This window comes from Kitasatospora sp. NPDC091335 (assembly GCF_044757205.1).
Lineage (GTDB): Bacteria > Actinomycetota > Actinomycetes > Streptomycetales > Streptomycetaceae > Kitasatospora.
Map to the genome: position 1 here is coordinate 282,365 of NZ_JBIVUM010000008.1, position 20,816 is coordinate 303,180.

At 73.2% G+C, this 20,816-nt stretch carries 20 protein-coding genes; 12 read left to right on the plus strand and 8 right to left on the minus strand.

Features of this window, described 5'->3' with window-relative positions:
• Positions 1–131: 131 nt before the first annotated feature.
• Entirely contained in the window at positions 132–1,685 is a 1,554-nt protein-coding gene (locus ACIQOW_RS19575; RefSeq protein WP_401086538.1) for an MFS transporter, read from the minus strand.
• 133 nt (positions 1,686–1,818) lie between these two features.
• On the opposite strand from ACIQOW_RS19575, the gene ACIQOW_RS19580 reads away from it, so the two are divergent.
• From ACIQOW_RS19580 to ACIQOW_RS19595, 4 genes are all read left to right on the plus strand, one after another.
• A complete protein-coding gene (locus tag ACIQOW_RS19580) occupies positions 1,819–2,517 on the plus strand; it encodes a TetR/AcrR family transcriptional regulator (RefSeq protein WP_401086541.1) in 699 nt (232 codons plus the stop codon).
• A gap of 132 nt (positions 2,518–2,649) precedes the next feature.
• A complete protein-coding gene (gene pip, locus ACIQOW_RS19585; protein WP_401086544.1) occupies positions 2,650–3,612 on the plus strand; it encodes a prolyl aminopeptidase in 963 nt (320 codons plus the stop codon).
• Positions 3,613–3,709: 97 nt separating this feature from the next.
• The gene (locus tag ACIQOW_RS19590) at positions 3,710–4,708 is read left to right on the plus strand and encodes a YdcF family protein (protein WP_401086547.1); all 999 of its coding nucleotides are present in this window, start codon (positions 3,710–3,712) and stop codon (positions 4,706–4,708) included.
• A gap of 254 nt (positions 4,709–4,962) precedes the next feature.
• The gene (locus tag ACIQOW_RS19595) at positions 4,963–6,474 is read left to right on the plus strand and encodes a PHB depolymerase family esterase (RefSeq protein WP_401086550.1); all 1,512 of its coding nucleotides are present in this window, start codon (positions 4,963–4,965) and stop codon (positions 6,472–6,474) included.
• 80 nt (positions 6,475–6,554) lie between these two features.
• Here ACIQOW_RS19595 and mca read toward each other — a convergent pair whose 3' ends face one another.
• Complete coding sequence (gene mca, locus ACIQOW_RS19600; protein WP_401086553.1) at positions 6,555–7,478, minus strand: mycothiol conjugate amidase Mca; 924 nt, start codon at positions 7,476–7,478, stop codon at positions 6,555–6,557.
• A gap of 126 nt (positions 7,479–7,604) precedes the next feature.
• Between mca and ACIQOW_RS19605 the strand changes: the two genes are divergently transcribed.
• The gene (locus tag ACIQOW_RS19605; protein WP_401086556.1) at positions 7,605–8,276 is read left to right on the plus strand and encodes a TetR/AcrR family transcriptional regulator; all 672 of its coding nucleotides are present in this window, start codon (positions 7,605–7,607) and stop codon (positions 8,274–8,276) included.
• 131 nt (positions 8,277–8,407) lie between these two features.
• Complete coding sequence (locus ACIQOW_RS19610; protein WP_401086776.1) at positions 8,408–9,136, plus strand: hypothetical protein; 729 nt, start codon at positions 8,408–8,410, stop codon at positions 9,134–9,136.
• Positions 9,137–9,649: 513 nt separating this feature from the next.
• On the opposite strand, the gene ACIQOW_RS19615 is transcribed toward ACIQOW_RS19610, so the two are convergent.
• A complete protein-coding gene (locus ACIQOW_RS19615; protein WP_401086558.1) occupies positions 9,650–10,231 on the minus strand; it encodes a TetR family transcriptional regulator in 582 nt (193 codons plus the stop codon).
• Between the two features lie 91 nt (positions 10,232–10,322).
• Here ACIQOW_RS19615 and ACIQOW_RS19620 point away from each other — a divergent pair, with 91 nt between their 5' ends.
• Positions 10,323–11,123 carry an SDR family NAD(P)-dependent oxidoreductase gene (locus ACIQOW_RS19620; RefSeq protein WP_401086561.1) on the plus strand — a complete coding sequence of 267 codons (801 nt, stop codon included), beginning with the start codon at positions 10,323–10,325 and terminating at the stop codon, positions 11,121–11,123.
• 348 nt (positions 11,124–11,471) lie between these two features.
• On the opposite strand, the gene ACIQOW_RS19625 is transcribed toward ACIQOW_RS19620, so the two are convergent.
• A complete protein-coding gene (locus ACIQOW_RS19625; RefSeq protein WP_401086564.1) occupies positions 11,472–11,912 on the minus strand; it encodes a hypothetical protein in 441 nt (146 codons plus the stop codon).
• Positions 11,913–11,942: 30 nt separating this feature from the next.
• On the opposite strand from ACIQOW_RS19625, the gene ACIQOW_RS19630 reads away from it, so the two are divergent.
• Positions 11,943–12,380, plus strand: coding sequence for a hypothetical protein (locus ACIQOW_RS19630; RefSeq protein ID WP_401086567.1), 438 nt, complete (start codon positions 11,943–11,945; stop codon positions 12,378–12,380).
• A gap of 47 nt (positions 12,381–12,427) precedes the next feature.
• The gene (locus ACIQOW_RS19635; protein ID WP_401086570.1) at positions 12,428–13,108 is read left to right on the plus strand and encodes a DUF6445 family protein; all 681 of its coding nucleotides are present in this window, start codon (positions 12,428–12,430) and stop codon (positions 13,106–13,108) included.
• Positions 13,109–13,203: 95 nt separating this feature from the next.
• Here the strand turns inward: ACIQOW_RS19635 and ACIQOW_RS19640 are convergent, their stop codons facing one another.
• A complete protein-coding gene (locus ACIQOW_RS19640; RefSeq protein ID WP_401086572.1) occupies positions 13,204–13,827 on the minus strand; it encodes an endonuclease in 624 nt (207 codons plus the stop codon).
• A 62-nt stretch (positions 13,828–13,889) separates the two neighbouring features.
• On the opposite strand from ACIQOW_RS19640, the gene murQ reads away from it, so the two are divergent.
• Complete coding sequence (gene murQ / locus ACIQOW_RS19645; protein WP_401086574.1) at positions 13,890–14,795, plus strand: N-acetylmuramic acid 6-phosphate etherase; 906 nt, start codon at positions 13,890–13,892, stop codon at positions 14,793–14,795.
• Between the two features lie 72 nt (positions 14,796–14,867).
• On the opposite strand, the gene ACIQOW_RS19650 is transcribed toward murQ, so the two are convergent.
• Positions 14,868–15,503 (minus strand): TetR/AcrR family transcriptional regulator C-terminal domain-containing protein, encoded by a 636-nt coding sequence (locus ACIQOW_RS19650; RefSeq protein WP_401086577.1) that lies wholly within the window; start codon positions 15,501–15,503, stop codon positions 14,868–14,870.
• 130 nt (positions 15,504–15,633) lie between these two features.
• On the opposite strand from ACIQOW_RS19650, the gene ACIQOW_RS19655 reads away from it, so the two are divergent.
• Entirely contained in the window at positions 15,634–17,088 is a 1,455-nt protein-coding gene (locus ACIQOW_RS19655) for an MFS transporter (protein ID WP_401086581.1), read from the plus strand.
• A gap of 20 nt (positions 17,089–17,108) precedes the next feature.
• Here the strand turns inward: ACIQOW_RS19655 and ACIQOW_RS19660 are convergent, their stop codons facing one another.
• Positions 17,109–17,252 carry a hypothetical protein gene (locus ACIQOW_RS19660; protein WP_401086584.1) on the minus strand — a complete coding sequence of 48 codons (144 nt, stop codon included), beginning with the start codon at positions 17,250–17,252 and terminating at the stop codon, positions 17,109–17,111.
• 261 nt (positions 17,253–17,513) lie between these two features.
• Between ACIQOW_RS19660 and ACIQOW_RS19665 the strand changes: the two genes are divergently transcribed.
• The gene (locus ACIQOW_RS19665) at positions 17,514–18,962 is read left to right on the plus strand and encodes a TolB family protein (protein ID WP_401086587.1); all 1,449 of its coding nucleotides are present in this window, start codon (positions 17,514–17,516) and stop codon (positions 18,960–18,962) included.
• 123 nt (positions 18,963–19,085) lie between these two features.
• On the opposite strand, the gene ACIQOW_RS19670 is transcribed toward ACIQOW_RS19665, so the two are convergent.
• Complete coding sequence (locus ACIQOW_RS19670; protein ID WP_401086589.1) at positions 19,086–20,630, minus strand: glutamate synthase subunit beta; 1,545 nt, start codon at positions 20,628–20,630, stop codon at positions 19,086–19,088.
• Positions 20,631–20,816 lie beyond the last annotated feature (186 nt).

Here is a 20,816-nt window from a genome sequence, read left to right on the forward strand (position 1 = left end):
CGGTGCGGCGACGGCCCGACGGCCGATCCGACGGCCGATCCGATGGTCAGTCCGATGACCGGCCTGGCGATCGGTCCGGTGATCGGTCGAACGGTCGGTCAGGCGGAGCGGGCCCCGGCCGGCTCCGCCGGTCACCGACGGACGGCCTGCTGCGGGGCGACCGGGCGTGCGACCTCCGACGGGGCGACCGGACGGGCCCGGCCGAGCAGGACGGCGACCAGGCCGGCGGTGCCCGCGAGCGCGACCGCCCCGCAGCGCACCGCGAGGTGGATGCCGTCGACGAAGGCGCCGTCCACCGCCGCCTGGAGCGGTCCCGGGAGTGCCGTGGCCGCGCCACCGTGCGCCGCCCCGGTGGGCGCGTCCGCGATCGGGCCGACCGCGTCCGGCGGTACGCCGAGCCGGTGCAGGGCGGCTGTCAGGGAGTCGGTCAGCCGGCCGGTCAGGACGGCGCCCAGTACGGCGATCCCGAGCACACCTCCGAGTTCGCGCAGGGTGTTGACGGCCGCCGAGGCCATCCCGGTCCGGGTCGGGGAGACCCGCTGCATCACCCCGATCGACACCGGCGTGAACGTCAGCCCCATGCCGAGGCCCATCGCGAACAGCGTCCAGAGGTACTCGGGGTAGCGGGCGTGGTCGCCGTACAGCGACAGCCCGCCGAGGCCGGCAGCGCAGAGGAGGAGGCCGAGCACCAGCGGCAGCCTGGGACCGTGGCGGGCGGTCAGCCGGCCGGAGAGCGGCGCGGCGACCACCAGCATCGCGGTCATCGGCAGTCCGGCGTAGCCCGCGGCGGCCGGGGACCAGCCGAGGGTGCCCTGCATCATCAGCGGCAGGAAGAACAGCGCGCCGAACATCCCGAAGCTGACCATGAACCCGCTGAGCAGTGCGCCGCCCAGCATCCCGTCGCGAAACAGCCGAAGCTCCAGCATCGGCTCGGCCAGGCGCAGTTCGAGCATCACGAAGGCGAGCAGCAGCACGCCGGCCGCGGCGCCGCAGCCGAGCACCCGGGGGTCGGTCCAGCCCCGGGACGGGCCTTCGACCAGCGCGTAGACCAGCAGGCCCAGTCCGGGGGCGGACAGGGCGAGGCCGCCGAGGTCGATCCGGCGGGCGCGCGGCGGGATGTCCGGGAGCACCCGGAACGCGAGCAGCAGTCCGGCGGCACCGATCGGCACGTTGATCCAGAACACGCTGGCCCAGCCGAGGTGTTCGACCATCGGACCGCCGACCACGGGGCCGATCGAGAGGCCGAGCGCGGAGACCCCGGACCAGGTGGCGATGGCCTTGGCCCGCTCGCCCTCGTCGGTGAAGACGTGCCGCAGCAGGGCGAGGCTGCCCGGAGTGAGCAGCGCCGCACCGACGCCCTGGAGCATCCGGGCACCGACCAGCACGCCGATCGTCCCGGCGAGCGCGGCCACCGTGGAGCCGACCGTGAACAGGGCGAGCCCGAGGCGGAACACCCGGGTGCGGCCGTACCGGTCGCCGAGCGCGCCGCCGGTCAGCACGAAGGCGGCGTAGACCAGGCTGTAGCCCTCGGCGACCCATTGCAGGCCGCTGATTCCGGCGTCCAGCTCCTGGCCGATGCGGGGGAGGGCGTTGTTGACGATGACGTTGTCCAGCATGGACATGAACATGGCGATGCAGAGCGTGAGCAGCGCGAGCCGTCGGCGGCGGGCGTTCGATTCGCCCATGGTTTCCCTCCCGGTCGTGAGCCCCTAACACCGTTAGGGGCCGTGCGGCAGCCAGAGTGCACCTAACGGTGTTAGATTGCAAGCGGAAACCAAGCGAGAATCCCCCCACACCGCCGGAGGCGTCCGCACAGCCATGCCGCAGAACCACACCGGCACGCCCGGGAACGACGACGCGACACCCGCCCTGACCAGGGAGGCCCTCGCCCAGGCCGCACTGCGGGTACTGGAACGGGACGGCCTCGCCGGACTGTCCATGCGCAAGGTCGCCGCCGAGGTCGGCGTCAAGGCGGCCTCGCTGTACTGGCACGTCCGCAACAAGCAGGAGCTGCTCGACCTGCTCACCGACGCGGTGATGGGCTCCGCCGAGCCCCCGCCGCGCGAGGGCGGCTGGCGCGAGCAGTTCCACGCGTACTGCCTGCGCTACCGCCGACTGCTGCTCGACAACCGGGACGCCGCCAAGGTCGTCGCCGGCCGCCTCGCCCCCGGGCCCAACCTGCTCGGGCTGATGGAGGATCAGCTGGACCGGCTCCGCGCGGCCGGCTTCTCCGATGCCGACGCCGCCATGGCCAGCTACCTGCTGGGCGCCTTCGTCCAGGGCTTCGTGCTCCAGGAGCAGTCGCCGATCTCGGCCTCCGAGGTGCTCGGCACCAGCCGCCGGGACATCGCCGACGCCGCCGGAGACCTGTTCCGTGCCCTGCCCGTCGAGACCTTCCCCAACCTCGTCGACCTGGCCGACGACCTCACCGAACCGGACATGGACGCCCGTTTCGAGTTCGGCGTGCACCGGATCCTCGACGGCCTCGCGGCCCTGCTGCCGCCCGAGCGGCGCTGACCGGACTCCCCGGCGCCGGCCGCCCGGCCCGCGGGAGGGCTCCGGCCGCTGCCGCCTGCGGGCCGAACCCCCGGCCCCGGCCGCGGGGTAGGCTCACCGGGCCCTGCCCGTACGACCACGGAGGAGTCACCGATGCCCGAGCCGTACCCCCTCTACGAACCCTACGCACAGGGCCTGTTGGACGTCGGCGACGGGCAGCTGATCCACTGGAACGCCTCCGGCAACCCGGCGGGCAAGCCGGCCGTGGTGGTGCACGGCGGGCCCGGCTCCGGCCACAACCCGGCCTCCCGGCGGTACTTCGACCCGGCGCGCTACCACCTCGTCCAGTTCGACCAGCGCGGCTGCGGGCTCAGCCGCCCGCCGGCCGCCGACCCGTCGACCGGCCTGGAGCACAACACGACCGCGCACCTGATCGCGGACATGGAGCGGCTGCGCGAGCACCTCGGCATCGACAAGTGGCTGCTGTACGGCGGCTCGTGGGGATCCACGCTGATCCTCGCGTACGCACAGGCCCACCCGGAACGGGTCTCCGAGATCGTGATCTGCGGGGTCACCATGACCCGGCCCGAGGAGACCGACTGGCTCTACCGGGGCGTGGGCCGCTTCCTGCCCGGGCCCTGGGAGGAGTTCCGGGACTTCCTCCCGGCCGCCGACCGGGACGGGGACACCTTCGAACTGCTCGCCGCCTACAGCCGGCTGCTCAACAGCGCCGACGACTCGGTCAGGTACGCCGCCGCCCAGGCCTGGGCCACCTGGGAGGACGCGGTCATCTCGCACGAGACGCTGGGCAAGCCCAACGCGTACACCGACCGCCCCTCCGAGGCGCTGATGACCTTCACCCGGATCACCGCACACTACTTCTCGCACCGGGCCTTCCTGCCGGACGGTCAGCTGCTGCGCGACGCCGGGCGGCTGGCCGGCATCCCCGGTGAGCTGATCCACGGCCGACTGGACCTCGGCGGACCGGTCCACACCGCCTGGCAGCTGGCCAAGGCCTGGCCGGACGCCCGCCTGACGGTCATCGACGAGTCCGGGCACACCGGGAGCCCGCGGATGGGCGACGCAGTCCTGGCCGCGCTCGAACGCTTCGCCTGAGTTCCGTCGGAGTGCCGCCTGAGCGGCGCCGGGCCCCGAGAGCGGCTGCTCCATTCGTACGAATGGTCCAGACCGAGGAAGGCCTACCATACGACCCATGATCGCCTATGCCCCAGCCGCCCTGTTCTTCCTGTTGTTCGGAGTCGGGGTACTGCGCGACCGCCGCCAGTTCAGCAACGCCGTCCTGCTCGGCATCGCCGTCTCCCTCCTCTCCCTCGCCCTGCTCGCCGAACTCCGCAAGGCACCCAGCATGGTGGTCATGATCGTGGCGGCGGTCATCGTCCTCCTCCCCGCTGTCGGCACGGCGGCCCTGGTCTGGTTCCTGCTCGCCAACGGCCTGACCATGATCCGCAAGGAGGGCAGGCGGCCCGCCAACCTGCTGTCGCTGCTCGCCGGGCTGGGCATCCTCGGGGTCATCGCACTGCTGGTCGCCGCCATCGCCTTCCAGTCAAGGCAGTTGGCCGCCCTGGCGGGCACCGCGGTCCTGGTCGTCGGCTACGTCTCCTTCCTGTTCACCTGTTTCGTCGGCTACGCCTTCCTGTACGGCCGCCACCGGCCGCGCCGGGACGTGGACTTCGTGGTCGTGCTCGGCTCCGGACTCATCGGCGGCGAGCGCGTTCCGCCGCTGCTGGCCAGCCGGCTGAACCGGGGCCGCGAGGTGTACGAGCGGCAGGCCGCACGCGGCAACCCGCCGGTACTGATCACCTCGGGCGGCCAGGGGCCGGACGAGAAGCTGCCGGAGTCCCACGCGATGGCCGACTACCTGGTCGAACGCGGCTTCCCGACGGAGCACATCGAGCGGGAGGACCGCTCGCGCACGACCGAGGAGAACCTCCTCTTCAGCAAGGCCATCATGGAACAGACCAAGCCGGGCTACCGATGCGTCGTGGTCACCAACAACTTCCACGCCTTCCGGGCCGCACTGCTCGCCCGGGAGACCGGTGTCAACGGACACGTCTTCGGCTCGCCCACCGCCCGTTACTACTGGCCGAGCGCCATCATCCGCGAGTTCGCCGCGATCTTCCTGTCGCACAAGCTGGTCAACTTCGGGATCTGCGGCTTCATCGCCCTCTGCGGAGTGCTCGCGGCCCTCTGAACCACCTCAGGAGTCCCCGGGCGGGCCCCGGTCGCCACCGCGGCCGGGGCCCGCCCGTATCCGGTGCACGGTGCGACGACCGGTCGGGCCACCGGTCAGGCCACCGGGCGGGGCGGCAGGACGGCTCAGGACGTATGGCGGCCCGCGCCATGCCGGGGCGGCGGACCTCGGATGACCACCACATGGCCGCGCGGCACCGGGCGGGCCACGCTGCACGGGAACGGCCCCCACTCCTCCCCCACCCAGGAGTCCCCATGCCACTGCGCCCCGCCGTCGCGGCGCTGCTCACGGCCGCCGCCCTCGCGGTCGGCACCGCCACCGCCGCACCCGGCTCGGCCGCCGCCTCCCCCACGGCGACCTCGGCGTCCGCGTCCACACCGACGAACGTTGCCGCCGTCGCCGCCGACCCCACGACCGGGAGCTTCCGCCAGGTCACCGGGTTCGGCACCAATCCGGGCAACCTCGCGATGTACACGTACACCCCCGCCGGACTGCCCAGCGGCGCTCCCCTGGTGGTCGCACTGCACGGCTGCGTCCAGAGCGCCACCGACTACTACCGCAACTCCGGCTGGACCAAGTTCGCCGACCAGTACGGCTTCGCGGTGGTGTTCCCGCAGACCAGCAGCGCCAACAACAGCCTCTCCTGCTTCAGTTGGTTCGACACGAACAAGGCCTCCAGGGGCGTCGGCGAGGCCGAGTCGGTGGTCGAGATGGTGACCAAGGCCGAGTCCCTGTACGGCTCGGACGCCCGCCGGGTGTTCGTCACCGGGCTCTCCGCCGGTGGCGGGATGGCCGCCGACCTGCTGGCCGACTACCCCGACGTGTTCGCCGGCGGGGCGATCGACTCCGGCCTGCCCGCCCACTGCGCCACCACCCAGGCCGCCGCCTCCAGCTGCCAGAACTCCGACCAGGGGCTCACCCCGGCGCAGTGGGGCGCCAAGGTCCGGTCCGCGTACCCGGGTTACACCGGGCCGTGGCCCAAGGTCGCGATCTGGCAGGGCAGTGCCGACACCGTGGTCAGGCCGGTGAACGCGACCGAGCTGCGCGACCAGTGGACGAACGTCCAGGGCATCGGGCGTCAGCCGACCGGCACCCGGAGTCTTCCCGGGGGCACCACGCAGGAGTTCTACGCCGACGCGGCCGGACAGCCGGTCGTGACCGTGTTCACGATCAGCGGGATGGGCCACGGCCTGGCCGTCCACCCGGGCTCCGGAGCCGACCAGTGCGGGGTGACCGGCGCCTACTTTCTCGACACCGTCTGCTCCAGCTACCACACCGCCCGGTTCTGGGGACTGGACGGCGGCTCCGGCCCCACCGATCCCGGGCTGCCGGCTCCGACCGGACTGACCGCGACCGCGACCACCCCGGGCTCGATCAGCCTCGGTTGGCAGGCCGTCAGCGGCGCGGCCTCGTACCAGGTCCTCCGCGACGGCGCCCAGGTCGGCAGCCCGACCGGCACGGCCTTCACCGACACCGGACTCGCCGCCGGCACCGCCTACGGCTACACCGTGGCGGCGGTCGACGCGTCGGGTGCCGTCGGCTCCCGGTCGGCCGCGGTGACGGCGACCACCCAGGGCGGCGGTACGCCCCAGTGCTTCACCGCCGGCAACTACGACCAGGTCCTGGCCGGCCGCGCCACCCGGAGCGGCGGCCTGACCTACGCGCTCGGGTCCGGCCAGAGCATGGGGCTCTGGAACACCTTCGTCACCCACACCCTGAAGCAGACCGGCCCCGGCTACTACGTACTCGCCGACGGCCAGTGCTGAACGGACGGCAGCCGAGACGGCGCCGAGCAGCACGGCGAGAACCCGTGCCGCCACCCCTGCCGTGATGCCTGCCGTGATGGTCATCCCGCCCCCACCTCCGCCCGGAGCCCGGCGAACAGGTCGGTCTCGGCCCCACCGGCCTCCGTCGGCCCATCGGCGTCGGTCGGCCCACCGGCCCCTGACACCGAGGTCCGGGCCAGGTGGTAGTCCTCGGTCGGCCAGACCTCGCGCTCGATGTCCCGCGGGTGGGCCATGAAGGCCACGCCCGGCTGGACCTGGCTGGCGTGCGCCAGCATCGCCGCGTCCCGTACGGCGAACTGCTCGGCGCAGGCCACCCGGGTGGTGGTGGCCAGGGCGGGCGGGGTGTCGGGCCAGCCGGCGAGCAGCTCCCCCATCCCCGAAGGGACACCCCGTTCCGTCATGGCCTCGTGCAGGGCCAGGAACCAGGCCCGGGACAGCGCCTGGTGGTAGTAGAGCTTGGACACCTGCCAGGGCTCGCCCAGCCCCGGATGGCGCTCCGGGTCCGCGGCGGCCTCGAAGGCCGCCACGGTGACCCGGTGGGTCATCACGTGATCAGGGTGGGGGTAGCCGCCCGTCTCGTCGTAGGTCACCACCACCTGCGGGCGGAACTCCCGGATCAGCGCGACCAGCGGCTCCGCCGCGGCCTCCACCGGCCGGGCGGCGAAACAGCCCTCGGGGAGCGGTTCGTTCAGCCCTGGCATCCCGGAGTCGACGAAGCCGAGGAACCGCTGGCGCACACCGAGGATCTCCCGGGCGGCCGCCATCTCCTCGCGCCGGACCCGGGCGATGTCGGCCCGGACCTCGGGCCGGTCCATGGCCGGGTTGAGCACCGAGCCGCGCTCGCCGCCGGTACAGGTGGCGACCAGGACGTCGACGCCCTCGGCCGCGTACCGGGCAAGGGTCGCCGCGCCCTTGCTGGACTCGTCGTCGGGGTGGGCGTGCACGCTGAGCAGGCGCAGGCCACCGGAGTGACTGGTGAACACGGATACCTCCCGCGGTGGGTGATCGGGTGACGGAACTGCGGTCACGGAGAAACTTAGGACGGACCAATAGATTGGGTCAAGCATAATTACTGTGCCCGACCCATCGAACTGCGCTACGCTCCTGCCATGACCGACACCGGGACCACCGCGAACCCGACTCCGCCCCCGACGCCGAACCTGCGCGAGCTCAACAAACGCCGCACCCGTGAGGCGATCTCGCGCACCGCGACCAGGCTCTTCATCGAGCAGGGCTTCGACCGGACCACCATCGCCGAGGTCGCGGCCGCCGCGGGCGTCGCCAAGATGACCGTCACCAACCACTTCCCGCGCAAGGAGGACCTCTTCTTCGACCTCTACGAGGAGCTCGTCGACCGGCTCGCCGGGACGGTCGCCGGGCGCGCGCCGGGCGAGTCCGCACTGGCCGCACTGCGCCGCGACTGCCTCGCCGGGATCGACAGGCACGACGCCAGGCTCGGCTTCGCCGGACCGGCCTTCGCCCGCACCGTCTTCGACAGCCCCGCCCTGGCCGCCCGGCTCCGCGAGCTGCACGAGCAGGGCGAGACGGCACTCGCCGAGGCGCTGGCCAAGGCGGTGCGCGAGATACCCGTCGGCTTCGAGTGCCGGGTCGCCGCCGCACTGCTCGCCGCCGTCGACCGGGCGGTGTTCGCCGAGGTGTTCCGCCGCACCCTGGCCGGCGAGGAGCACGCCGCGATCGCCGCCGCGGTGCGCCCCTCGGCGGTGCAGGCCTACGACCGCCTGGAGGGCGCCCTGGGAAACTTCGCCGTCCGGGCGTCCTAGAACAAGCCCCCCATGCCGTACCCCGCACCGCAACACCAGCACACCGCCGGCCTCGGTACTGGTGGGCTCGCGTATTCAACCGTCGCGAGTTGACCCACCTCACTCCGGCCCTGCTACTGAGCGTGACGGCCATGGGGGGAGAGATCCTGGGTGTCAGAGGCATCCGGTTGTATGAGTACGTGACTGTCTATGACATAGCTCACCGGCTCCCTTCCATCGCTGACCTGCGGAACCTGTGCCGCTCGCTGGCGATGCTCGATGCGATCTTGAGCCCGGACTGGGAAGACCGGTACCACTCCTTCAATGCCGCCTGGGCCGACGGCGAGGAGATGGCGTCGATGCGCAATGGGACGGGGGACGAGTACTCCATCGTGTTCTCGGTGGCCGGCGCCTATATCCGTGGCTTCGACCACGAAGCACCGATGAGTCCCTGTGACAACGATGGCGAGCCCTGGCCGGGAGTGATCGACGAGGTTCCGGAGGTCTTCAAGCCCTTCGTCGAGGAGCCGGCGTTCACCGACGAGGACGACGTCCCCGTCGTGACGGCCTGCCTCTGGCGGGAGGCGACGGATGATGGGTGGCGGCACGGCGTGATCGGCTTCCCCGCCGGGTGTTCCGACCCCGACGGGACGACGGGCCTGTTCGGGCTCCTGGTAGACCGCTCACCGGAAGCATTCCAGCGCTTCGCCGAGGACTACTACGAGGTTCCTGCGGACCTGGAAGCGGTCCGCGATGTATATGCCTTGCGACCGCTGAGCCAGAAGCTCGTGTCATCGCTGAACCCGGAGGTCACCCTCGCAGACCTGGCCGAGGACATCGCCGAGATCGGTTACCCGCAGCCGGTCCAGGATGTGATCTGAGCTTCAACCGCCGGTGAGTTGGTGGGGAGCCCAGCCGGATGGCGACCGGAGGCGGTCGCCTGGGACGTATCGGCTCCAGGTTCCGCCGGCCCTGGTGACGAGACGGGTGGTGGTCCTGTCGTGGTAGCCGAGGGCCCGGGCGATCACGGGCGCGGGGGCTTGGAGGACCAGTTCGCGGATTGCTGAGGCTCTGCCTCCCTGGACGGGAACTCCGGCGGCTCGGATCTGGTCGAGCAGGCTGGTCTGGTTCATTGGAAGCCCGGGCTGCCGACAGGGGGAAAGCCAGGGCTAACTGCGGTTGCTGGCGCGGGCACAGGACATGGTCGATGGTGCGGCGGGCGAGCGCCCAGTGCCCGGGGTCCGGGTGGTGTCAGGGCCGGACAACGGTACTCCTCAAGTCACATCCTGCTCTGCGGGACGCGGCACGCTGACCACGTTGATCGGGCAGCGGCCGGCGAAGATGCCGGACGCCGCCCTTCCGTGAGCGACTCGATCGCGGCGCCGCGATCACTTTCAGCCGTCGATGAGCTGCTGGACGGCGTCGCCGTAGTGCGCGACCAGCGCCGTCCGGTCGGCGGAGACGAGCACCTCGTCCTCCACCACGTGCAGGGAGGTGAGCAGCCCGCCGATCTGGGCGGCGACCAGGTGGGCGCGCAGTCCGGCGTCCTCGCCGGCCAGGCGGGGGGCCAGCGGATCGGCGAAGGCCCGCTCGATCGTGGTCCGCAGGCTGCGCTGGACCTCGGCACGGTCGGAGGCCCGGAACAGGGCGGCGAGGGAGGCGACGGCCAGCGAGCCCGCGGTCGAGGAGGACAGGTCCACCACGTGGGCGACCAGTGCCCGGCCCATGCCGTCCAGCGGGCCCTGGAGGATCCTGGCGGCCGGCAGGTCGACGCTCATCGCCTCGACGAAGAGCCGCTCCTTTGATCCGAAGTACCGGATCACCAGTGCGGCGTCCACTCCGGCCCGCGCGGCGACCGCGCGGATGCCCACGGCGCCGAAGCCGTCCCGGTTGAACAGCTCCCGTGCCGCGTCGTGGATGGCCTGTCTGGTCAGGGCCGAGGACCGGCGCGGTCGAGGGGTTGGTGGCTCGCTCACGCCGGGTTCTCCTTCACTCGTCGAAGAAGTCATCATAGATGACTTACTCTTGTCATCATTGATGACAAACGGCTCGACGAGGAGTGGAACCATGGACCGACTCAAGGACAAGACCGCGCTGATCACCGGCGCCGGCAGTGGGATCGGCCGCGCCGCGGCCGAGCTGATGAGCCGCGAGGGGGCCGCCGTGGTGGTCGCCGACCACCACCCGGCCGCCGCTGAGGAGACCGCGCGTCTGGTGGAGGCGGCCGGCGGCCGTGCCCTGCCGGTGACCGTCGACGTCACCGACGAAGCCTCGACGGCTGCCGCCGTCGCGGCCGCCGTGCGTGAGTTCGGCGGACTGGACGTGCTCTGCAACCACGTGGGCGGCAGCGACCCCCGCAAGGACCTCGACCTGCTCCGGCTCGACCTTGACGAGTTCGACCGCGCCGTCGCCCTCAACATGCGCAGCACCCTGCTCGGCACCCGGCACGCGCTGCCGCACCTCATCGCGGCGGGCGGCGGGTCGATCATCAACACCGCCTCGGTGGCCGGCCTGGTCGGCGACGTCGTCCAGATCTCCTACGGAGCCGTGAAGGCCGCCGTCGTCAACCTCACCAAGTCGATCGCCGTGCAGTACGGCCCGCAGGGCGTGCGCTGCAACGCGGTGGCCCCCGGGGCCGTCATGACGCCCGCCCTGCGGGACAACCTGCCCGCCGAGGTCGTCGAGTCGCTCCTGGCCTGCAACGCCCTGCCGTACCTGGGCTCCCCCGAGGACATCGGCCACGCGATGGTGTTCCTGGCCTCCGACGAGTCGCGTTACCTGACCGGGCAACTCCTGGTGATCGACGGCGGGATGACCGTGCAGTCCCCCGCCGCGCCCGGCCGGCGTGCCATGCTCCCGGCCGCCTGAGCCCCGCCCGGCGCGTCCGTCGGCCGGGGACGGGCTGCGGGCGGCGGGCGGGCGGCGTGAGCCCCGCCCGTGGCGGCGATCCCGCCGATGTTCTCGTCGATGGGCAGGGGGGTGAGCCAGTGGCTCTTCACCCGCCCGGTGGCCGGGTCCAGGAGCCGCACCAGGCCGGCGTGGATGCTGACGGCCACCGCCACCCCGCCACCGGTCTCCACCGCCGTCGCCTTGTGCGACGCATCCTTCGGGCCGGCCATGCGCTCGCCGGCCCGGCGGCCCGTGGCCACGTCCCACAGGGTGGTCACGCCGCCGAAGTGGCCGACCCCTATTCATGCCGCAGTCGTCTGCGGCCGTTCAACGAGTTGGCGACGTTCGAAGCGGGCCCCGGCGCGGGACGAGGGAGATGGAGCGGACGTTGCCGAGGAGCTGGTCGCGTTCGGCGGTGACGCGGTCGAGCTCGACGGAGAGCTCGTTAATGACATGCGCGTAGAAGTCCGTCAGCTCCCGCTGCTCGGCTTCCACTGCTCTGAGCTGGGCATTGGCTTCCTCCAGCTCACTGATCTTCTTCTTGAGGGCCGCAACCGGTGGCGGGTCGCCAGCGAGGAACCGGGCCCGGGCCTGGAAGTGCTCGGCCAGGTCGCGGTGCTTGTGGGTCAGCAGCCGGCGCCTGTCCCCGGCCTCGGCGGCCAGCTGGACGACGGTGAGTTCGCCCGTGGAGCGAAGCGGGGTGCCCGGCAGCAGCCGGTCGGCGGCGGCCTGGATTGCGGCCCGGTCGACGTCGGCGGCGGGCGTCACGGCGTCACCTGCCGAGTGAGGTCGTGTTCGGTGACGATCGAGGTGGGCCGGGCCAGTTCGCGGCGCTCGCGCTCGTTGCGGGGACCCGGGCTCACGCGGATCGTCCACGAGCTCCTCCAGTTCGGCGATCTGACTGTGGCCGACGGTGAGGTCACGGTCGGTGCGGGCGATGTTCTGACAACCAGGCTGGCAGTCGGTCAGGTCCGGGGTCCGTCGGATGTAATCGCCGCCGCCCAGACGGCACTTGGCTTTCGCCGGGTCGAAGACGCAGGTCATGCCCTTCCCTTCGTGGATCTGCAGGGCCGGGTTGTCGAGGAGGTCACGAGCCTGCCGGGTGCTGGTGAGAACGCGTCCGGCGAACTGGCGGGACGCCTGGTGGACGCGGACTCGAGTTCTCGTCCGCAGCACCGCCACCCACCGGAGCGCCGGCGATCACCCCTGTTCAGGGCGCCTTTGACGAAAGGTTGACCTGCTCACGGCAGAAGGTTGACGATCACCGCGCCTATCGTCGGCCCATGCCCTCACAGCCCATCAGGCCCACCGCCCTGCCGGTCCTGCCGTACCGCAAACCCACCAGGGGCCGGGACTACTGGGTCCTGGACAAGGTACTGCCCGATCCGGACGCCGTCCGGGAGCGTTGTCTGGCCCGTGAGGACTGGACCGAGGGCTACCCGCACCGTCCCGAGACCTGGCCCGGGCTCCGCACCATGCCGGGCCTGGAGCCCGGGGAACTGGCCCGGGTCGAGTCGCTGGTCCGCAAGGCCACCGGCGCCTCCCGGCTCTGGGTGCAGAGCACCCCGGGCGGCGGCACGCTCAACCACAACTGCGTGCAGGTCGTCGGCGCCGGCGAGTCGGAGTCCCGCCCGCACACCGACTCCCGCGCGCTCTGCCGTTACGCCGCCGTCCTCTACCTCAGCCCGGGCGCCCCCAAGGACGCCGGCACCAGCTTCTACCGCCAGCAGTTCCCCGGAGGCCGTCTCGGCGGCAACCTGGTCAACGCCCCGCACAACAACCTGGTCGAAGCGCTCGGCACCCGGCACGTGCCCGCCGACCACTTCGCCGAGGACGTGCGCGTCCCCAACCGCTACAACCAGTTGCTCCTCTACCACGCCAACCTGATCCACAGCGCCACCGGCTACTACGGCACCGAACTGGCCGCGCGCCGGATGACGGCGGTCTTCTTCTGGATGGCCTGACCCCGCGCCCACCCCCCCGCGCCCGGTCCCGCACCCGCACCCGCCCCGCCCCGCCCCCGCATCCACCCCCGCACCCGCCTTCTGGACGCCACCCCTCACCCGGCCCCGACATTCGCCAGGCTCGCCCGGGTCAGCGCCGCCGCCAGCCGGGCCTGCTCCCCCGGGCCGACCAGCGCCGCCAGCCCGTCCGGTTCGCCCGGCAGCCCCAGTGCCCGGGCCTCCACCAGCGCCCGCTCGTCGAAGTACGGCCGCAGCGACGGCCAGACCGCCTGCGCCTCGCGCCGGAAGATCCCGGCGCCGACCGGCCCGATCCGGGGGAACTCCCGGAGCAGCTCGCCGATCCGCTCCGGCTCGCCCCCGGCCTCGTCCCGCAGGCGCCGCAGGTCGCCGTGCCAGCGGTCGAGCAGCAGCCCGGCCCCCCGCCCGAGCGCGGTGGCGGTGCTCTCGTCGTAGCGCACGTAGTGGGCCCGGCCCAGGGCGGAGATGAGCGTCCCGCGCCGGGCGTCGGCCATCGCGCGCGGGGTCCGCAGCCCGGCGGCCGACAGCTCGCGGGCCGCCGCCGTGGCGGTGACGGCGCTGATCCGCGCCGAGCACAGCACGGTCAGGACGAGCAGCCGGTAGAGCGGCGAGGGCTTGTCGCGCAGCGTGATCCCGGCTTCCTCCGCATAGGTGCGGCCGAACCGTTCCAGCAGCTCGGCGACGGTCGGTTCCATCTCCATCACCTCCCTCCCCTTCACGCTTGCCCGGATTCGGCCGCCGCGCACCCGGGGAGGCTCGCCGCATGAGTCATGACTCCGTACCCGCGACCGAGACCATCCGCCCCGACTGGGCCGCGATCGACCAGCTGCCCACGCTCGGACTGCTCCGCCTGATGAACGCCGAGGACCACAGCGTGCCCGTCGCCGTCGCCGGGGAACTGGAGCGGATCGCCGCCGTGGTGGACGCCGTGGCCGCCCGGATGGCGCGGGGCGGCCGGCTGGTCTACGCCGGCGCGGGGACGGCCGGTCGGCTCGGCGTGCTGGACGCCGTCGAGTGCCCGCCGACCTTCGGTACCGATCCGACGCTGGTCGTCGGTCTGATCGCGGGCGGGCGCTCGGCCGTCACGGCCGCCGCCGAGGGCGCGGAGGACCGCACCGACCTCGCCGAGGCCGATGTGGCCGCGCTCGCGCTCACCCCCGACGACACCCTGGTGGGCGTCTCCGCCTCCGGCCGTACGCCCTATCCGCTGGCCGCCGTCCGCGCCGCGCGGGCCACGGGGGCGCTGACCGTCGGACTGGCGTGCAACCGGGGTTCGGCGCTGGCGGCCACCGCCGAGCTGGGCATCGAGGTGGAGGTCGGCCCCGAGGTGCTGGCCGGATCGACCCGGCTCAAGGCCGGTACGGCGCAGAAACTGATGCTCAACCTGCTGTCCACGGCCGTGATGGTCCGGCTCGGCCGCACATACGGGAATCTGATGGTCGACCTCCGCGCCACCAACGACAAGCTGCGCCACCGCGCCCGACGGATCGTCGCCGAGGCGACCGGCGCCGATCCGGCAGCGGTCGACCGCGCCCTGACCGCGACCGAAGGCCGGGCCAAGGACGCGATCCTGGCCCTGCTCGCGGACGTGGACGCGCCCACCGCCGCCCGCCTGCTCACGAGCTCCGACGGACGGCTCCGCGAGGCCCTCCGACTCGCCGGCGCGTAGCGGCCCGCCGAGGCCTCACGCCGGCCCGGCCACCACCAGGCCCCGTATCCCGCACCCCGCACCCCGCACCGCTCAACCCCCCGCCGCCTCCCGCGCGATCTCGCCCCGGAACCCCTCGATCAGCACCCGCAGCCCGTACTCGAAGTCGGTGTCGTGGTCGGTCATCCGCAGCACGTCGACCGCCTCGCGCAACAGCGGCAGTTCACTCAGGGCCTCGTCCGGGAACGGCGGCTGGTCCCGGTCCGCGGCGTCCTGCCGCCAGGCCTGCTCCTCGGTGACCCAGCCCATGATGTACCGGTCGACGGTCAGCAGCAGCCGCAGCGCCGTACGGGGGCGCAGCCCGGCCCGACAGAGTGCGCTCAACTGGGCCTCGACCGCGGGGAGTTCGTCCTCGGTGGGCAGGGTGCCCGCGTGCACCCTGGCGCCGTCGCGGTAGGCGAGCAGGGCGTTCCGCTTGGCACGGGCGTCGGCGGCGATCCACTCGGGCCAGCGCTCCGGGTCCGGCTCACGGTCGGGCGGGAGTGCCTCGGCGAGCATCGCCTCGGCCATCAGGTCGAGCAGTTCCCGCTTGTTCCTGAAGTGCCAGTACAACGCCGGTGACTGCACGCCGAGTTCGCGGGCGAGCCGGCGGGTGGTGACCCCGTCGATGCCCTCCTCGTCGAGCAGGCGCAGTGCCGTGCGCACCACCTCGTCGCGTGTCAGCGCCATCCGGTCGGCCTCCTGAGATATCCGCTTGCCAGATTCACCTTATCGCCGATAAGTTCCCGAGCCGTAACTTATCAGCGATAAGGAGAGCCGTCGCGACCCCGCAGACGGCAGCGAAGGGACCTCACCCCTCATGACCACCGGGCCGAACCCGACCTCCGAACCGAATCGGACCTCTCAACCGAACCCGACCTCCGAACCGGCCGCGACGCCCGGAACGGGCACGACCTCGGGAACAGGCACGACCTCGGGAACGGGCACGACCTCAGGACGCCTCCTGACCCGACTGCTGCCGAACACCACACCCTGGCGCTCCTCCCGGGACTTCCGGCTGACCTGGACCTCCGGCACCGTCACCCTGCTCGGCTCGATCTTCACCATGACCGCGATCCCGCTCCAGATCGCCGGTCTCACCGGCTCACCGCTGGCCGTCGGCGCGGTCGGCGCCGTCGAACTGGTGCCCGCCATCCTGTTCGGCCTCTACGGCGGCGTCCTGGCCGACCGCGCCGACCGCCGCACCGTCGCCCTGGCGACCGAGGTCGCGCTGGCCGCGCTCAGCGCCCTGCTGCTGGTCAACGCGCTGCTCGGCACCCCCGCCGTGTGGCCGCTCTACGCCGCCGCCGGGGTGGCGGCGGCGATCCAGGGCATCCAGCAGCCCTCGGTCGAGGCGATGGTCCCCCGACTGGTGCCCCAGGACCAGCTGGTGGCCGCGGGCGCCCTGCTCTCGCTGCGCTGGAGCATCGGCGGCGTGGCCGCCCCGGCCGCGGCCGGACTGCTGATCGCCACCGCCGGCGTCCCGGCGGCCTATCTGGTCGACCTCGCCACCTTCCTGCTCTCGATCGCCCTGCTCGCCCGGGTCCGGCCGGTCCCCTCGGAGCGGGACGCCGAGGCGCCGCGACTCACCGAGTTCCTCGACGGCGCCCGGTACGCGGCCCGGCGACCCGACCTGATCGGCACCTACCTGGCCGATCTCGCGGCCACCGCCTTCGCCCTGCCCACCGCGCTGTTCCCGTTCCTGGCCGCGGACCTGGACGTCGGCTGGGCGCTCGGCCTGCTCTACTCCGCCAGCGCGGCCGGCAGCCTGATCGCCGCCGCGACGGGCGGGTGGACGGACCGGGTGCACCGGCACGGCCGGCTGGTCCTGCTCTCCGCGGCCCTGGTCGGCGCGGCGACGGCGGCGGCCGCGTTCGCCCCCGGAGTGTGGGCTGTCCTGCTCTGCCTGACCGTCGCGGGCGGCGCCCACTGGATCGGCGACACCTTCCGCAGCGCCATCTGGAACCAGTCGATCCCGGACGAACTCCGGGGCCGCGCAGCCGGGTTGGAGATGCTGATCGGATCCGCCGGGCCGGCTCTGGGCGACCTGCGGGCCGGTGGCCTGGCCGCCCGCCAGGGCATCAGGACCGCACTGCGCACCGGCGGCCTGCTCTGCCTCGGCAGCTCGGCCGCGCTGTCCGCCGCGGTTCCCGCGCTCTGGCGCTACGACCAGCGGGCCTACCGGTCCGAACGCGCCGCCCCCGAGGACACCACCACGACCAGCGCCGCCACCACCACCGAGCCCAGCGGACCCACCACGGAACCCACCCTGTGACCCACCAACCGGACCGCCGCTCAGTCCAGGACGACCGCCGTCGCATGCCGGCCGATCAGCTCCCCCAGCCGCCGGACGTCCTCGGCCCCACGCTTGGGCGGCATGGTCAGCACCCGCGTCTCCTCGTTCCCGCCCAACAGCGGGAACAGCCGCCTTGCACCCACGCTCACGCCTTCGCCCGCGCCCGCGCCTTCGCCTTCCGACCCTCGTACGCACATCTCCCGACCCCCACGTCGGCGGATCGTAGCAAAGGCCGTACGTACTCGACCCGATCGCGTCCACGCTCCCCCGACCCGAATGCGCCGCTCCCGGCGCGCAACCGTTGACCGCCCGCCCCGCCCGACGGTTGGCTCGCCCCGAGCCTGCCGCCGGGGAGTTCGGCGTCCACCGCCGACGCGGCACGGCCGATCCCAGGGGAGGAACCAATGACCCGAATCCGCCGACCGCTGCGCGCGGCCTGCACCCTCGCGGCCGCCGCACTGGCCGTCGCCGTCGCCGCCCCCGCCCAAGCGGCCCCGACCGACGCGGCCCCGACCGCCTGGCCGGGCGCCCGCGTCGAACGCGTCTCCGTCGGCCCCGGGCAGGCGCAGGCCACCGGCGAATCACGCAGCGGCGGCCTGAGCTTCGACGGCCGCTTCGCCGTCTTCACCTCCGAGGCCGCCGACCTGGTGCCCGGCGACACCAACGGCAAGTCCGACGCCTTCGTCCGCGACCTGTGGACCGGCCGCACCGAACGGGTCGACACCGGCCCCGGCGGAGTCCAGGCCGACGGTGACGCCTACGAGGCGAGCATCAGCGGCAACGGCCGCTACGTGACGTTCAGTTCCGTCGCCACCAACCTCGCGCCCGGTGCCAACATCGGCTCCGAGGACGTCTACGTCCACGACCGCTGGACCGGCGACACCCGCCTGGTCAGCGTCGGCAGGACGGGGGTGCCGCAGACGGGCAAGCTGGCCGGCGTCCCCTCCATCAGCTGGGACGGCCGCTACGTCGCCTACCAGTCCAACCGCACCGACCTCGCCCCCGACACGGTCACCTGGTTCGGCGGCAACATCTACGTCACCGACCGCTGGACCGGCGACACCCGCCTGGTCAGCATCGGCGCGGGCGGCAAGGAGGCGAACGGCTCCTCCTCCGCTCCGGAGATCAGCGCCGACGGCAGCACGGTCGTCTTCATCTCCAAGGCGACCAACATGCTCGACCCGGGTCAGCCGGGCGCTCTCTCCGCGAAGGCGCTCGCCGAGCTGTCCGTCGAATCCGACCAGGAGTTCGTCGCCGACTCCTTCCGGCCCGCGGCCCGCGCGGAGATCCTCAAGCCGCACACCTACCCGCTGTACGTCCGGGACCTGCGCACCGAGCGGACGAGCCTGGCCAGCCCGGACGGCGAGGACGGCTACCGGGGCGTGGTCACCCCCTCGATCAGCCCGGACGGCCGCTACGCGGTCTTCTCGTCCTGGGTGATGCACGGCGACAGCCAGTGGGACCGCCACTTCGAGCTCTACGTCCGTGACCTGAAGCAGGGCACCGAGACGCTGGTCAGCGCCGGCCTGCCCGGGACGAAGACCACCCTCGGCTCGACCGGCGGCCGGATCACGGCGGACAACCGCTGGGTCTTCTTCCAGTCCTCGGCGGCGAACCTCGTCCCCGGCGACACCAACGAGACCGAGGACGTCTTCCGGCACGACCTGTGGACCGGCAGCACCGAACGGGTCAGCGTGGCGGGCGACGGTTCGCAGACCGCCGGCTCCTCGTACTTCCCGTTCGCCGACGCCCTCGGCACCACGGTGGTGTTCACCTCGTACGACGGCACCCTCGTCCCCGGGGACACCAACCACGTCGACGACGTGTTCGCCCGCCGTCTGCCGCTGTTCTGACCCCGGGCCCGACAGACCCGACAGACCCGACGAGCCTGTCCCGGCCCACCGCCCCGCCGGACCACAGCCCACCGACCCACCGTGACCCACCCCGGCCCGGCCCGGCGCGGGCAGCTCCCGGACTCACACCGTGAGCGCCCGCGCCGAGGCCGGGATCGGCGCCGGCAGCTCCGTCCACCCCCGCAGGTACCGGTCCACCGCCGCCGCCACCGCCCGGCCCTCCGCGATCGCCCAGACGATCAGCGACTGCCCGCGCCCGGCGTCCCCCGCGACGAACACGCCCTCCGCCGCCGTGGCGAACCCGTCGTCCCTCGCCAGGGTGCCCTCCGGCCCGATGGCCAGGCCGAGTTGGCCGAACAGCCGCCGGTCCGGCTCCGGCCCGGTGAACCCCAGCGCGAGCAGCGCCAGTTGCGCCGGCAGGCTCCGCGCGGTGCCCGCCCGGGGGCTGCGGTCGCCGGGTTCGGCCTCGGCGAAGCGGACGGCGGCCAGCCGGCCGTCCGGGCCCGGCTCGAAGCCCACGGTGGCCGCGGCGAACAGCCTGGGCCCGGCCTCCGCGGCCCCGGACTCCTCGTGCGAGGTGGTCTCCCGGTACACCTTGGGGTGGACCGGCCAGGGCTGCCCTGGCGGCCGGTCCTCCGCCGGGCGGGGGTTGATGTCCAGCTGGGTGACCGAGGCGGCGTGCTGGCGCAGCGCCGTGCCCAGGCAGTCCGCCGCCGTGTCCCCACCGCCGACGATCACCACGTGCCGCCCCTCTGCGGACACCGGCGAGGCCGGGCGGTCGCCCTCGTCCACCCGGTTCGCCCAGGTCAGGTACTCCATCGCCTGGTGCACGCCGGGCAGTTCACGCCCCGGCACCGGCAGCTCCCGGCCCGCGGTCGCGCCGACCGCGACCACCACCGCGTCGTACCCGGCCCGCAGTTCCTCGCCCGGGACGTCCCGGCCGACCCACACCCCGGTGCGGAAGGCGGTGCCCTCGGCCCGCAGCTGGTCCAGCCGGCGCTCCAGCCGGTGCTTCTCCAGCCGGAACGGCGGGATGCCGTACCGCAGCAGGCCGCCCGCGCGGTCGGCCCGCTCGTACACCGTGGTGGCGTGCCCGGCCCTGGTGAGCTGCTGGGCGGCGGCCAGCCCGGCCGGGCCCGAGCCGATCACCGCGACCCTTCGCCCACCGGCCCGCTCGGGCCGCTCGGGTGGCCGCGGCCCGTCCCAGCCCTCCGCCCAGGCCCGGTCGGCGATCGCCAGCTCCACGTTCTTGATCGTCACCGGCGCGCCGTCGATCGCCAGCACGCAGGCGCTCTCGCAGGGCGCCGGGCAGAGCCGCCCGGTGAATTCGGGGAAGTTGTTGGTCGCCAGCAGCCGCGCCGCGGCCGCCCGCCAATCCGCCCCCGTCTCCGCGTCCGGTCCCCTGCCCGGTCCCGCCCCCGCGCCCGACGGCTCGCCCGTCCCCGACTCGGCCACCAGCTGGTTCCACTCCGGCACCAGGTTCCCCAGCGGACAGGCGCTGTGGCAGAAGGGCAGTCCGCAGTCCATGCACCGACCCGCCTGCCGGCCCACCATCGGCAGCAGCGAACCCGGCCGGTACACCTCGCGCCAGTCCCCGAGCCGCTCCCGCGCATCACGCCGCGCCCGCTCCGCGCGCGGGGTGGTGAAGAAGGCCATCCGGTCTGCCACAACGGCCTCCGGCAGGGCGTGCCGACACTGACCAGGCGGCCCACCCGGCGGCGTGCCACCGTGTGGCCACCGTACGCCCGCGAAGCACCGCGCGAAAGCGGTGGCCGTCGCCGGCCCACGGATCGAACCGTCGGCCCGGCGGGCCCGGCCCCGGCCCGGCGCCACCGGTCCGCACCGCCCGAGGCG

Coding starts and splice junctions, on each gene's coding strand:
- ACIQOW_RS19575 (WP_401086538.1), bottom strand. CDS start 1,685: ATGGGCGAATCGAACGCCCGCCGCCGACGGCTCGCGCTGCTCACGCTC.
- ACIQOW_RS19580 (WP_401086541.1), top strand. CDS start 1,819: ATGCCGCAGAACCACACCGGCACGCCCGGGAACGACGACGCGACACCC.
- pip (WP_401086544.1), top strand. CDS start 2,650: ATGCCCGAGCCGTACCCCCTCTACGAACCCTACGCACAGGGCCTGTTG.
- ACIQOW_RS19590 (WP_401086547.1), top strand. CDS start 3,710: ATGATCGCCTATGCCCCAGCCGCCCTGTTCTTCCTGTTGTTCGGAGTC.
- ACIQOW_RS19595 (WP_401086550.1), top strand. CDS start 4,963: ATGCCACTGCGCCCCGCCGTCGCGGCGCTGCTCACGGCCGCCGCCCTC.
- ACIQOW_RS19605 (WP_401086556.1), top strand. CDS start 7,605: ATGACCGACACCGGGACCACCGCGAACCCGACTCCGCCCCCGACGCCG.
- ACIQOW_RS19610 (WP_401086776.1), top strand. CDS start 8,408: ATGGGGGGAGAGATCCTGGGTGTCAGAGGCATCCGGTTGTATGAGTAC.
- ACIQOW_RS19620 (WP_401086561.1), top strand. CDS start 10,323: ATGGACCGACTCAAGGACAAGACCGCGCTGATCACCGGCGCCGGCAGT.
- ACIQOW_RS19635 (WP_401086570.1), top strand. CDS start 12,428: ATGCCCTCACAGCCCATCAGGCCCACCGCCCTGCCGGTCCTGCCGTAC.
- ACIQOW_RS19640 (WP_401086572.1), bottom strand. CDS start 13,827: ATGGAGATGGAACCGACCGTCGCCGAGCTGCTGGAACGGTTCGGCCGC.
- murQ (WP_401086574.1), top strand. CDS start 13,890: ATGAGTCATGACTCCGTACCCGCGACCGAGACCATCCGCCCCGACTGG.
- ACIQOW_RS19650 (WP_401086577.1), bottom strand. CDS start 15,503: ATGGCGCTGACACGCGACGAGGTGGTGCGCACGGCACTGCGCCTGCTC.
- ACIQOW_RS19655 (WP_401086581.1), top strand. CDS start 15,634: ATGACCACCGGGCCGAACCCGACCTCCGAACCGAATCGGACCTCTCAA.
- ACIQOW_RS19665 (WP_401086587.1), top strand. CDS start 17,514: ATGACCCGAATCCGCCGACCGCTGCGCGCGGCCTGCACCCTCGCGGCC.